The 12,003-nt window shown below is 72.0% G+C and carries 14 protein-coding genes; 6 read left to right on the top strand and 8 right to left on the bottom strand.

All coding sequences use genetic code 11. The features are described from left to right. Positions 1–112 precede the first annotated feature (112 nt). Positions 113–640, top strand: coding sequence for a hypothetical protein (locus ACNAYW_RS08400; RefSeq protein WP_415849248.1), 528 nt, complete (start codon positions 113–115; stop codon positions 638–640). 241 nt (positions 641–881) lie between these two features. Then, a complete protein-coding gene (gene hsaB, locus ACNAYW_RS08395; protein WP_415849247.1) occupies positions 882–1,433 on the top strand; it encodes a 3-hydroxy-9,10-secoandrosta-1,3,5(10)-triene-9,17-dione monooxygenase reductase subunit in 552 nt (183 codons plus the stop codon). A gap of 584 nt (positions 1,434–2,017) precedes the next feature. Here the strand turns inward: hsaB and ACNAYW_RS08390 are convergent. From ACNAYW_RS08390 to ACNAYW_RS08375, 4 genes are all read right to left on the bottom strand, one after another. Then, a complete protein-coding gene (locus ACNAYW_RS08390) occupies positions 2,018–2,353 on the bottom strand; it encodes an antibiotic biosynthesis monooxygenase family protein (RefSeq protein WP_415849246.1) in 336 nt (111 codons plus the stop codon). Between the two features lie 145 nt (positions 2,354–2,498). Continuing rightward, the gene (locus tag ACNAYW_RS08385; protein WP_415849245.1) at positions 2,499–3,545 is read right to left on the bottom strand and encodes an RCC1 domain-containing protein; all 1,047 of its coding nucleotides are present in this window, start codon (positions 3,543–3,545) and stop codon (positions 2,499–2,501) included. A gap of 190 nt (positions 3,546–3,735) precedes the next feature. Beyond that, positions 3,736–4,938 (bottom strand): hypothetical protein, encoded by a 1,203-nt coding sequence (locus tag ACNAYW_RS08380; RefSeq protein ID WP_415849244.1) that lies wholly within the window; start codon positions 4,936–4,938, stop codon positions 3,736–3,738. 17 nt (positions 4,939–4,955) lie between these two features. Beyond that, positions 4,956–5,138 carry a hypothetical protein gene (locus ACNAYW_RS08375; protein ID WP_415849243.1) on the bottom strand — a complete coding sequence of 61 codons (183 nt, stop codon included), beginning with the start codon at positions 5,136–5,138 and terminating at the stop codon, positions 4,956–4,958. Between the two features lie 168 nt (positions 5,139–5,306). On the opposite strand from ACNAYW_RS08375, the gene ACNAYW_RS08370 reads away from it, so the two are divergent. Both ACNAYW_RS08370 and ACNAYW_RS08365 read left to right on the top strand, forming a co-directional pair. Next, positions 5,307–6,077: an alpha/beta fold hydrolase gene (locus ACNAYW_RS08370; RefSeq protein ID WP_415849242.1), complete on the top strand. Its 771-nt coding sequence runs from the start codon at positions 5,307–5,309 to the stop codon at positions 6,075–6,077. Positions 6,078–6,079: 2 nt separating this feature from the next. Continuing rightward, positions 6,080–6,907 (top strand): Fpg/Nei family DNA glycosylase, encoded by an 828-nt coding sequence (locus ACNAYW_RS08365; RefSeq protein ID WP_415849241.1) that lies wholly within the window; start codon positions 6,080–6,082, stop codon positions 6,905–6,907. A 66-nt stretch (positions 6,908–6,973) separates the two neighbouring features. Here ACNAYW_RS08365 and ACNAYW_RS08360 read toward each other — a convergent pair whose 3' ends face one another. Genes ACNAYW_RS08360 through ACNAYW_RS08345 form a run of 4 tightly spaced genes read right to left on the bottom strand, consistent with a single transcriptional unit; the run spans position 6,974 to position 10,454 of the window. Next, positions 6,974–7,681, bottom strand: a complete 708-nt coding sequence (locus tag ACNAYW_RS08360; RefSeq protein ID WP_415849240.1) for a DsbA family oxidoreductase — start codon at positions 7,679–7,681, stop codon at positions 6,974–6,976. 37 nt (positions 7,682–7,718) lie between these two features. Further along, entirely contained in the window at positions 7,719–8,558 is an 840-nt protein-coding gene (locus ACNAYW_RS08355; RefSeq protein WP_415849239.1) for an SDR family NAD(P)-dependent oxidoreductase, read from the bottom strand. Positions 8,559–8,568: 10 nt separating this feature from the next. Then, positions 8,569–9,498, bottom strand: coding sequence for an oxygenase MpaB family protein (locus ACNAYW_RS08350; RefSeq protein WP_415849238.1), 930 nt, complete (start codon positions 9,496–9,498; stop codon positions 8,569–8,571). Between the two features lie 44 nt (positions 9,499–9,542). Then, a complete protein-coding gene (locus ACNAYW_RS08345; RefSeq protein ID WP_415849237.1) occupies positions 9,543–10,454 on the bottom strand; it encodes an HhH-GPD family protein in 912 nt (303 codons plus the stop codon). Positions 10,455–10,472: 18 nt separating this feature from the next. Here ACNAYW_RS08345 and ACNAYW_RS08340 point away from each other — a divergent pair, with 18 nt between their 5' ends. Both ACNAYW_RS08340 and ACNAYW_RS08335 read left to right on the top strand, forming a co-directional pair. Then, complete coding sequence (locus ACNAYW_RS08340; protein ID WP_415849236.1) at positions 10,473–11,126, top strand: carbonic anhydrase; 654 nt, start codon at positions 10,473–10,475, stop codon at positions 11,124–11,126. A 69-nt stretch (positions 11,127–11,195) separates the two neighbouring features. Then, a complete protein-coding gene (locus tag ACNAYW_RS08335) occupies positions 11,196–12,002 on the top strand; it encodes a BsuPI-related putative proteinase inhibitor (RefSeq protein WP_415849235.1) in 807 nt (268 codons plus the stop codon). The last annotated feature ends 1 nt before the right edge of the window (position 12,003 follow it).

The following is a 12,003-nucleotide window of genomic DNA, read 5'->3' as shown; positions in this document are numbered from 1 at the left end:
GGGGAACCGGCAGCGACATGGTCGCTTATGCAATAAATAGCATCTCATCGGAATCGTGTGTTGGGGATGGGGTGGGGCGATGCGGTGGGCAGTGCGGCGGAGGATGTCCTGGGTGTTGCTGGGGTTCGCGTCGCTGACCGCGCTCGGCACCCTGGGCATCGCGATCGACGAGGACGACGTGGGCGGCTCCCTGTTCCTCGTGGGCGCGGTCCTGTTCGTCGCGGCGACGGTGCTGCACTGTCGGCGGCCGTCGCGGCTGGTGCCGCTCGCGATCTGTTACGCGCTGGGCGTCGGGCTGATCATGATCGTGATCCTGGTGGCGGTCATGCTCGGCCCTCATCGCGCGGGCGCGGGCGGGCACTGGGGGTGGCGTGACGCCGCCGTGACGATCGGGATGACGATGCTGATGTCCCTCGCCACGCTGATCTGGTGCCTCGGCACGGACCGGTCGGCCCGCGCGGCGCGGTGGGCGGCGATCCCGCTGGTCGCGGGGGTCACCGCGAGCGTGATCCCGCTACCGGTGATCCACGACCGAGCGGTCGCGGTCGCGATGGTGGCCGCACTCCTCGGGGCGGTGCTGTCCGAGTTCGTTCCCGCGGCGGAATCCCGCGAGACGTCCGCGGCGCCGGGCGCGCTGTGACCGGTCGGGGCCCGCGCTTCATCGCGCGGCCCGCGCTGCAGGGCGCCTTGGCGGACCGGCCGGACGACGAGCTGACGCCGGTGGCGCGGGCGATCGTCCTCGGGTGCCGCGAGTAAGGATCAGCGCGATCGAATAGGGGCGCGGGGCGTCGGTCGAGCGCACGCTCGGTCGCGGGCGCCCCGACGGTGCCGGGCGGTGGTGGGGCGCGCACCGTCGGAGACGGCGGGAGTAGGTTGGCAGCATGACCGAGGCCGGATTCGACCAGCGCACGTTCCGACATGTGATGGGGCAGTTCTGCACCGGCGTCACGATCATCGCGACGGCCGACGCCGAGGAGAAGCCGGTCGGCTTCGCGTGCCAGTCGTTCGCGGCGTTGTCGTTGGATCCGCCGTTGGTGCTGTTCTGCCCGATGAAGACCTCGCGGACGTGGAAGCACATCGAGGCGTCCGGGAAGTTCGCGGTCTCGGTGCTGGGGCAGGAGCAGGAGCCGGTGAGTGCGGCGTTCGGGCGGTCGGTGGACGACAAGTTCGACGGGCTGCGGTGGACCCCCTCGCCGCTCGGCAACCCGACGATCGACGGCTCGCTGACGTGGATGGACTGCACGCTGGAGAACGTGCTCGACGGCGGCGATCACCACATCGCGATCGGTCGGGTGCACCACCTCGGCGATGTCGATGACGCGAAGCCGCTGCTGTTCTACCGCGGCGCGTACCTCTCCACCAACCACCCGCAGCAGCACCCCGCTGCGAGCCTCGAGTCGTTCCTCACCTGGGACTCGGGCGCCTGGCTCTGACGCTCGCCCCCCCCGGTGTGGCGCTGGATGGGGCCTGTGTTGCGGTGAGAAGCCATGCGTCACGCGCATGGCTCCGGATGACTGCACGTCAGAGCTGATTTCGTCGCGACCGGCCATGCGCCGCACGCATGCCTCTCCGGCAGTGGTGCGAGGTGCCGGGGTGCGCTGCTGCGTGTCGGTCTTGCCGGGTGACGTCCCCCGCGCGACGCCGATCCGCGCGTGCGATGTTCGAACCCCCACGGGAAGCCGCGCTTGGGGTGGGGGACCGGTTGACCCCCGCGCGGCGTTCGGTCCCCCTCTGGACGCCGAGTGCGTTTCGTGGGGGAACGGTCGGCGCGCGACCACCCCTACTGGCCGTAGGTGTATCGGAGGTCGGCGAAGACGAGGGTGCTGATCCGTCGTGCGACGTGGCGGCTGTACTCCGGGCCCGGAAGAGGCTCCGCGGCGTAGAGGACCCATTGCGCATCGGTTCCGCCGCAGCCAGTGCCGGACGGTGCGCGGGACCGGCGTGGCCAGGTCCTGGCACACGACGTGCGGCGGCGCCGGGAGATTCCGGCGCCGCGACGCGATCTCGTGCGGACCGGCTATTGCGCGGCCTTGCCCTGCACGTCGAGGACGACCTCGAACTCCAGCAGGTCGGCGCCCGAGGCGACCGGCTTGCGCCCCTCGCCGCCGCCGGGGCTGCGCTCGCCGGCGTGCGCCTCGCGGGCCGGCCCGTCGCGCCACGCGGCGAAGGCCTCCTCCGACTCCCACTGGGTGACCACGAAGTAGCGGTCGTCGCCCTTCACGGGGCGCAGCAGCTGGAAGCCGAGGAAGCCGGGCGAGTTCTCGACGGCGTGCGCGCGCTGCGCGAACCGCTTCTCGAGCTCGGGGCCCGCGCCCTCGGGGATGTGGATGGCGTTGATCTTCACGACGGTCACGTAGGCCTACTTTCCCTGGTCAGGCGAGGTTGACGAGTGCTGCCGGAACGTGTGCACGACCGACGGTCGGACCGAACAGCGCGAGACACGGGAGGTGTCCGCGCCGCGAATCGGGAGGCCGGTCCATGTCTGGCACTGTAGCCGCCTACGCACCCAGGTTGATGGCCACCGGGCTCGAGCGTCGGGTGGTGGTGCCGTCCCCGACGTGTCCGGAGACGTTGTCGCCCCAGCAGTGGAGCTTCCCGCTGCTGATGGCGCAGGTCGTCTCGCCGCCGGTCGAGATGACGGAGACGTTCGCGAGTCCCGGCACGCGGGCGGGCACCAACCTGTTCTCCGGCCGATCGTCCCCGATCTGGCCGGATCGACCGTCGCCCCAGCAATAGGGTGATCCGCTCGCGACGGCACATGTGGTCGAGTTCACCATCAGGCCCTCGCCCGTGGAGATCGACGTGACGCCGCTGAGACCGTCGACGCGCACAGGGCGGCGTTCGGGCCAGGTGAGCGTGCCGATCCCCAGCTGGCCCCGGCCGTTGTTACCCCAGCAGTACGCGGCACCGTCGGCGATCGCGCAGGTCGTTCGCCTGTCGGTGCCCGTCGTGGTGATCTCGGTGACGTTCGCGAGACCCTCGATGCGCGCCGGAATCGGACGGTCGGTCGTCGTTCCATCGCCGACCTGGCCCTCGCCGTTGTTCCCCCAGCAGTACGCCCCACCGTTCGCGACGGCGCAGGTCGTGCCTTCGCCGGTCGCGACCGCGGTGACGCCGGTGAGGCCGTGCACGCGAACCGGAGCGAGGCGCCGGGTGGAGGTGCCGTCACCGAGTGCGCCCCTGCTGTTGTCTCCCCAGCAGTAGGCGGCGGCATCGGCGACCGCGCAGGCACGACCACCGTGGGTGGCGATGGACGTGACGTTGGTGAGGCCCTCGATGCGATGGGGGGAGCTGACCCGATCGGGGTAGTGCACGCCGACCGCCCCACCGACGTTGCTGCCCCAGCAGTACGGGACTCCCCCGGAGACTGCGCAGGTCGTGTGTGATCCGGACGAGATGGAGGTGACGCCGCTCAGGCCCGGCACTCTGGTGGGCACGGGGCGGTCGGTGGTGGTTCCGTCTCCCAACTGACCGCTGCCGTTGTCGCCCCAGCAATAGGCGATCGAATCCGCTATCGCGCACGTGGAGACGGATCCGACACTCACGGCGGAGGCCGATGCCCCCTCGATCGGGGGCTCGCTCCGACCGGGCGAGCGCTGAGCAAGAACGGCCACGACGATCGCAACGACGAGTACCACCACGCCCGCTCCCGTGCCGTAGGCGAGTCGCCGAGCAGGCCGGCGCGATTGGATCATGTTCTCCTCCAGTGCTGATTCGGACTGTGGCGCATCGACGTCAGGTCCCCGCGTCCGGTCCGTGGGCGAGCCAGCTCGCGAATCGGCTGAGCTTGTCGCGGTGGTCCGTGCCGACCCGATCCGCGTCCGCGGCGGTCATGCACGGCATGAGCAGGTGGACGTCGAGGATCGGCTGCTCCTCGTTCCTCAGCCTGGCGTGGAGGGCGGGGCGCCACTCGCCGAGGTCGTAGTAGTCTTTGAAAGCGTTGCCGCGCAATACGGGGCGCGGCGCCACGTCCCTGACGCGCCGGAGAATGCCTTCGACATCGATCGACGCGATCGGGACCCGCACCTCGACGTACGGGCGGAAGTGCGCCTTGCTCCGCTCACCCCACAGCAGCCGTCGTGCTGCGGCAGTCTTGGAGTTCGCGGGCATCCCCGACTCCTCGATCGTGGTGAAGCGGCACCCGTCGTTCTCATGCTCGACGCGGGCCGCCGGGTCGATGCGTTGCTGTGCCCCAGGCAGAGCCGGCTGATTCCGGAGGTAGTCGTCGGCGGCGACGACCGGGTATGCCAGCGGCCCCTGCGGGCCGAGGTAGAGGGCGTCCGCCGCCTCGATCAACAGGAGCGCCAGCACGCCGGCGACGAGGCCCTGGGCCGTATCCCACCCCGAACTCAACCGCGCTCCCGCAGGTGCGGTCAGGGAACGGCCCGCAACGACGACGCTGCGTCGCTCCGGCCCGGCGGTCTCCCGAGGCGCAGTGCCCGCCGCCTCCACGACGGCGGACACCTCGCGATGGAACCGGCGGAGCATGGTTGCCCGGACGTCCACGGCCGAGACGACCAGCACGCGGGTGCCCGTCCGGATCGTCAAGGTGCCCCGCCGCACCTCCCACGACGTGAAGACGTTCCATCTCCGGACGGCGTCCTCGACGAGATCGAGCTGTGCACCGATGAGCGAGTATTCGACGCGCCGCAACGGATAGTGCACGCGCACAGTCGTATCCCGGGGGTTCACGGTCAGCCGGTACGCCACCCGCATGGCCAGAAGCGCCGCCGCGACTCCCGCGACGACACCGGCGAGCGCCAGTACCCCGAATGCCGGAAGATGGGGGTTGACCCACCACACCCGGACGAACACGACGACGCAGGTCGCGCTGAGGACGACGCCCGTGAGCCCCCAGAACCGCGATCGCGATGCGGAGTAGTCCGGCAGCGGTACGGCATCGTCGTCGTGTCGCTGCACGTCCCGCTCGCTGTTCACCGTATGCCGCCGCGGTGTCAGAGAGACGGATCGCTCGCGCCGCCGTTGCTGTTGGCGGGGTTCGGGTTCACCGCCGCATCGGCCGGCGGGGACTGCGTCGTCCCGCCACCCGTGCCGATGGTCTCGTTGACGGTCGCCGCGGCGGCCGGTCCCACCCCTGTTCCGAGCACGCAGACCAGCAGGCCTGCGGTCGCCGTCACGCGTCCGATGGTGTTCATGATTCCTCCCGTGCCGTGTACTCGCATCATGGTGACCCCGGCCGCTTAACGCCGACCAAATCTGCAAACGGATTCGTCGTTCCGGCCCGCTCGGTCCGCCGGGCTGCAAGGTCCGCCGCGCCCGCCGCGCGAACCGGTAGGTTGGGCCGTGTGGATGAGTGTGTGGGCCTGAGAGATTGGGGCGGCCGCGAGGGGGCCGGGCCGATCGTGCTGCTGCACGGCCTCATGGGCCGCGGCCGCACGTGGCGCCGGCAGATCCCGTGGCTGCGCCGGTACGGCCGGGTGTTCACCTTCGACGCCGAATTCCACCGCGGCCCGGGCTTTCCCGTGCCGCCGGACGACATCAGCACCGAGCGCTTCGTCACCGACGTCGCCGAGATCCTCACCTACCTGGACCAGGGCCCCGCGACGCTGATCGGCCACTCCATGGGCGGCCTCCATGCCTGGTGCACCGCGGCCGAGTACCCGGAACTCGTGCGGGCCCTCGTCGTCGAGGACATGTCGCCGGAGTTCACGGGGCAGTCCACCGACACCTGGGCGCCGTGGTTCGCGAGCTGGCCCGCGCGCTTCTCCTCGCAGGCCGAGTGCGAGGCGCTGTTCGGTCCGGTCGCCGGGCGCTACTTCTACGAGGCCTTCGACGACGGTGCGCTGCACGGCGAGATCGACGTCTTCCGCGCCATCGCCGATCACTGGGGCCCGCGCGACCACTGGCCGCAGTGGCGCGCCGTGCAGGCCCCCACCCTGCTCGTCGAGGCCGAGTTCACCGTCGTGCCGCCCGGCGTGGGGGAGCGCATGGTCCGCTCCTACACGGGCCCCGACCTGCGGTACCTCAAGGTCGACGGTGCCGGTCATCTCGTCCACGACGACGCCCCGGGCGTGTACCGCGGCGCCGTCGAAGCCTTCCTCTCCGGTCTGGACTGACCGTGCCCGAGGGCGACACCGTGCACAATCTGGCGGCGCGACTGCGGCCGGTACTGGAGGGAAAGGCGCTCACCGCCTGCGACATCCGCGTGCCGCGGTACGCCACCCTCGACCTGACGGGGCGCACCGTCGAGTCGGTGACCGCGCGCGGGAAACATCTGCTCATGGCGGTCGGCGGCGCCGTGGTCCACAGTCACCTGAAGATGGAGGGCGAGTGGCACGTGTACCGCCCCGGCGAGCGCTGGCGCCGCCCCGCGCACACCGCCCGCGCCGTGCTCGGCGTCGACGGGGCGCAGGTGGTCGGGTTCTCGCTGGGGACCCTCGAGATCCTCACGCCCGCCGAGGCCGACGGCGCCCTCGCCCATCTCGGGCCCGACCCGCTCGGCCCCGACTGGGACGCCGAGCGCGCCGCCGCGAACCTCGCCGCCCCGCCGGAGCGCCCCGTCGGGCTGGCGCTGCTGGACCAGGGGAACCTGGCCGGCGTGGGCAACGTGTATCGGAACGAGCTGTGCTTTCTGCGCGGCGCTCACCCGGCGACGCCGGCCGGGGAGTGCGGCGACCCGCTGGCCTGGGCGGACGGTGCCGCGCGGCTGCTGCGCGCCAACCTCGGCCGCACGCGCAGGGTCACGACGGGCGTCGACCGGAACGGCATGCGGGCGTTCGTCTACGACCGCGCGCGGAGGCCGTGCCTGCGCTGCGGCACGACGATCGTCGCGGGTTCGCTCGGCGGCGCGAACGAGGCGGAGCGGGCGATCTGGTGGTGCCCGCGGTGCCAACCGCAGTCGGCGGGAGCGCCACCGCGCCGCTCCGCTCACGAAGTCGACCTGTGAGCGACCAGACGTGCATCACCACACCTCTGAGTCGCCAGAAGCCGAAATCGTGAGCCGATGCCCGGGTCAGTCGCGGGGCGGCAGCTCGCATCCGTCGGGGCCGCAGGCCTCGGCGTCGTCGCCACCGATGACGGTGAGCGGCTCCTCGCCCCGGGCCTTCGTCAGCGCCTCGGTGAAGACCTCGGGCGGCTGAGCGCCGGAGACGGCGTACTTCCCGTCGAAGACGAAGAACGGGACGCCGCCGATGCCGATCCGCTTCGCGGTCTCCTCGTCGGCGCGGACGGCGTCCGCGTAGGCGGTCGGATCGTCGATCACCGCGCGGGCGGCGGCACCGTCGAACCCGGCCGACTCCGCGACGGCGACGAGGCGGTCGCGGCTCCCGAAGGCGGGCTCAGGATCCGCGAAGTTCGCCGCGTAGAGCGCGTCGAGCAGCGCCTCCTGGCGGCCGAGCTCGAGCGCCCAGTGCAGCAGGCGGTGCATGTCGAAGCTGTTGCCGCTGTCGCGCCCGTCGACCTGGTAGGGCAGGCCGAGCTGCTGCGCCTGCGCGCCGAGGCCGCGCTCGTTGGCGGCGGCCTGCGCCTCGCTGATGCCGTACTTGGCCGCGATCCGCGGGACCACGGGCTCCGAAGCGCCGGCGGTGGGGTCCAGCTCGAAGGAGCGGTGGATCACCTCGACCTGATCGCGCTGCGGGAACGCGGCCAGCGCCTCCTCGAAGCGGGCCTTCCCGATGTAGCAGAAGGGGCAGTTGATATCAGTCCAGACGTCCACGCGCATGCAGGCTTCAACGCGCGTGGACGCCCGCCGATTCCCGTCAGACCGCGTACGTGACGCCCGTGAGCTTCTCCGAGACGTCCCACAGCTCGGCCCACTTGGCCCGGTCCTTGGAGGTCTTGGTGGTGGGGCACTTGCCCACCGGGCCACGGGACTGGAAGAGCTGCGTGGGCCCCCACCACGGGTGCGGATCGAGATCGCGGTCGGTGGCGGCCAGCACCAGCGACTCGGCGGCCTTCGCGGGCGGGTTCGACAGCAGGCCCACCGTCGGGACCAGGACCTTGTCGAGCGGGGTCTCCGTCCGAGCGAACAGGCCGGTGGGGGAGACGCCCGGGTGGACGTAGTAGGCCTTCTTGCTCGAGCCGGCGGCCTCGAACCGGCGCTGCAGCTCGCGCGCGAACATCATGTTCGCGAGCTTGCTCTGCCCGTACGCCTCCGTGCGAAGGTACTTGCGGTGCTCGTAGTTCGGATCGTCCATGCGCCAGCGGAAGTTCTGCCGGTGCGCCACCGACGAGACCGCGACGACCCGGTCGGTGATCCGGTCCAGCAGCAGTCCGGTGAGGGCGAAGTGCCCCAGGTGGTTGACGCCGAACTGCATCTCGAAGCCCTGCTTGGTGCGCGTGAGCGGCACGTACATGAGGCCGGCGTTGTTGATGAGCACGTCGACCTCGCCGGTGCGGTCGGCGAAGGCGCGCACCGAGTCCAGGTCCGCGAGGTCCAGCTGCTCGACGGTCACGTCGCCGTCGATGCCGTCGGCGATGCGCTGGGCGCCCGCGACGTCGCGGCACGCCATCACGACACGGCCGCCGGTGGCGGCGAGGCGGCGCGTCACGACCTCGCCGAGGCCGCCGTTCGCGCCTGTCACTACATAGGTGGTCATGGCGGCCAGCCTACGAGGCGGTCGCCGGGCGCGCCGCGCGACCGTAGCGCTCCCGCGCCTCTGCGGGCGTGACGGTCCCTGCGGGCTCGTCGGTCTGGGCGAAGTGGCGACGCAGGATGCCGCCCGTCATCGGCGCGACGAGCGCGCCCAACCGGACGGTGCCCGCGGCGTGCTGCGCCGAGGCCGCCCGCACCGCGAGGCGGACCGCGAGCGGGTACCCCGCGTCGACGATGCCGGGCTGGTCGAAGCCGCCCATCTCGCGCATCCAGGCGGGCAGGGTAGCGACGGTGGCCGGCGCGACGAGCGCGCTGCCGACGCGCAGCCGCAGCCCGCGGTCCCGGGTGCGCAGCAGGTAGTGCATGCCCGTCCGGGCGCGCTCGGTGAGCGCCAGCGTCGGCCGGACGCGCGCGAAGTACGCGCGCACCTCGTCGCGCGAGGCCGGCACCTCGGCCGGGTCGCAGGTCTGCAGCTCCGCGGCGACGACGCAGTCGCGCCAGTACCGCGCCTCCTCATCGGGGGAGAGCGGGCCGGGGCCGAACATCTCGTAGCACTTGAGCACGGAGTGCCAGCCGGTCACGTGGATCCACAGCTGCGAGGCGGGGTTGTTGGCGCTGTACCGCCGGCCGGTGACGGGCTCGATGCCGGTGGCCCTGCGGTGCACGTCCATGAGGTGCTCGGACGCCTCGATCGCGGTCTTCGAATCCGCGGTCGCGACGAGCAGGAAGTAGGCGAGCGTCCGGTCGAGCCGGCCGAACGGATCGGTGTAGATCCCCGCGGAGTCCGCGACCGCGGCGGTGAGATTCGGGTCGAAGTGTTCCAGCACCACCGAGCGCTGGAATCCGATGAGTGCGGTGGGCGAGGCCCACACCTTCCACGTGGGCGAGTCGGAGCCGAAGAATCCCTGGTCGGTAACGCGCAGTGGGCCGTCTGAGAGCTTCATGGGCCGAATCTATCAGTAATTCCTACAACCGTGAATAAAAAGTTTCACGCCTCGCCGGCCAGCGCGAACCGGCCGTCGTTCGTCTGCTCGATCAGTCCGTCGACCAACAGCGAGTCCAGGGCGCGGTCCCGCTGCGCCGGATCGCGCTCCCACGCCAGGTCGAGCGCCGCCCGGGGGACGGCGCCGTCGGCACCGCGGAGCACGTCGAGCAGCCGCCCGCGCGCCTGCCGGTCGGTGCCCTCGTACTTCTGCACCTTCCGCGGTGCGACGGTGCCGGACGGCGCCCCGGCGGCGAGCCAGGCGCACTCCGCATGGACCGGGCACTCGCCGCACCGCGGCGAGCGGGCCGTGCAGACCAGCGCGCCCAGCTCCATCAGGCCCGCCGAGAGCCGCGTCCGCCGGTCCGCGGGGACGGTGCGCAGCGCCGCCGTCGCCGCCGCCAGGTCCCGCTTCGCCGACGGTGCCGCCGCGTCCGAGTCGCCGTTCGCGGCGCGGGCCAGGACCCGGCGCACGTTGATGTCGACCACGGGCACGTCCTGGCCGAAGGCGAAGCAGGCCACCGCGCGGGCCGTGTAGTCGCCCACGCCCGGCAGCGACAGCAGCTCATCGACGTCGGCGGGGACGACGCCGTCGAACCGCTCGACGAGGGCCTGCGCGCACGCGTGGAGCCGCATCGCACGCCGCGGGTAGCCGAGCTTGCCCCAGGCGCGGACGGCGTCGGCACCGGTGGCGGCGGCCAGGTCGGCCGCGGTGGGCCAGCGCTCCATCCAGGCGCGCCAGACGGGCTCGACCCGCACGACGGGGGTCTGCTGCAGCATCACCTCGCTGACCAGGACGGCCCACGCGCCGACGCCGGGGTCGCGCCAGGGGAGGTCGCGCTCGGCGGCGTCGAACCAGCCGAGTACCGGTGTGAAATCCGGGACAGAATCCGCTCCGGTGTCTCGCGTCGACGTCACGAAGTGCATTATGGACCCATGCCCACCTCGACTCCTCCCGGCGCCTGGCGCGCCCTCCGTGACGGCAACCAGCGCTTCGTGGAAGGAGCGCCCGCGCACCCGAATCAGGGCGCGAGCCGCGTGGCGGAACTGGCGAGCGGGCAGCAGCCCACCGCGGTGCTGTTCGGCTGCGGCGATTCGCGGGTCGCGGCCGAGGTGATCTTCGACCAGGGCCTCGGCGACATGTTCGTCGTGCGCACCGCGGGCCACATCATCGACGCCGCCGTCCTCGGCTCGATCGAGTACGCCATCGAGGTGCTCAAGGTGCCGCTCATCGCGATCCTCGGGCACGACAGCTGCGGCGCCGTCGCGGCCACCGTGAACTCGATCGACACCGGCACCATGCCGCCCGGCTACATCCGCGACATCGTCGAGCGGCTCACCCCGTCGGTGCTCGCGGGCCGCCGCGAGGGGTTGTCGGACGTCAACGACATCACGGCGCAGCACGTCATGGAGACCAGCTGGCTGCTCATCGAGCGTTCGCGGATCATCGCCAAGGGCGTCGAGGAGGGACGGGTCGCGATCGTCGGCCTCACCTACGAGCTGGCCGAGGGCAAGGTGCATCTGCGCGGCTCCGTCGGCGACATCGGCGAGGCCGCCACCTCCCCCTTCCAGGCCGTCCGCCCGGAGTGATCCGCGCGGATTCGTGACACGCCGCCGCAGGTCAGCGGCGTGAGGCCGGGGGAACGCTACCGTTGAAGCGTGCTTGAGCCCCATGGACCCCTGCCGCCCGAGATCTACTGGCGCCGCCGCGTGCTGGCCGCCGGCCTCGCGCTGTTCGCGGTGATCGTCGTGGTGCTCCTGATCGTCTTCGTCGGCGGCGGCAAGGACTCGTCGCAGAACGCCGCGACCGCCTCGTCGAGCACGCCGGTCACCACGAGCGCCCTGCCCCCGTCGCAGGCGCCCGACGGTGCCGACCCCTCCGCCGGCAACAACGGCGCCGCGGGTGGCGCCGGTGGTTCGGGCGCGCCGCAGTCCGGCGCCTCCGGGTCGGGTGCGGCCTCCGCGTCCGCGAGCTCCTCGGGCGGCGGTGTCCCGACGCCGGGCGCGGTCGTCGCCGGCGGGCCGTGCCCCGACGCGAACATCTCCGTGGTGGTCGGCGCCGACAAGGCGACGTACGCGCTCGGCGAGCAGCCGACCTTCGAGGCGACCGTCACCAACGCGGGCTCGGTGCCCTGCGCCCGGGACATCGGCTCGGGCCAGCAGCAGCTGATCGTGCTCACCCTCGACGGCAGCAAGCAGCTGTGGACGAACTTCGACTGCACCTTCCAGCCCGGGATCAAGAACGAGGTGCTCCAGCCCGGCCAGCAGCTGCGTTACAAGCTGCAGTGGGCCGGCACCACCTCCGCGCCCGGCTGCCAGGCCCAGCGCGTCCCCGTCGCGCCCGGCGCCTACCAGGTGGTCGCGCAGCTGGGCGCGAAGCGCAGCGCTCCGGTGACCTTCAACATCGTTCGCGCCGCACCCACGCCGGAGGCCGGCGCCGACGCCGGGACCGGCACCGGCAACTAGC

Origin of the sequence: Tsukamurella ocularis, assembly GCF_965138335.1 — a bacterium.
GTDB classification, from domain to species: Bacteria; Actinomycetota; Actinomycetes; order Mycobacteriales; family Mycobacteriaceae; genus Tsukamurella; species Tsukamurella ocularis_A.
This window is presented reverse-complemented; position numbering and strand designations above follow the sequence as displayed.

Excerpts from the sequence above, each read along its gene's own strand:
- hsaB (WP_415849247.1), top strand. The coding sequence starts at position 882 with ATGACCGAGGCCGGATTCGACCAGCGCACGTTCCGACATGTGATGGGG.
- ACNAYW_RS08360 (WP_415849240.1), bottom strand. The coding sequence starts at position 7,681 with ATGCGCGTGGACGTCTGGACTGATATCAACTGCCCCTTCTGCTACATC.
- ACNAYW_RS08355 (WP_415849239.1), bottom strand. The coding sequence starts at position 8,558 with ATGACCACCTATGTAGTGACAGGCGCGAACGGCGGCCTCGGCGAGGTC.
- ACNAYW_RS08350 (WP_415849238.1), bottom strand. The coding sequence starts at position 9,498 with ATGAAGCTCTCAGACGGCCCACTGCGCGTTACCGACCAGGGATTCTTC.
- ACNAYW_RS08340 (WP_415849236.1), top strand. The coding sequence starts at position 10,473 with ATGCCCACCTCGACTCCTCCCGGCGCCTGGCGCGCCCTCCGTGACGGC.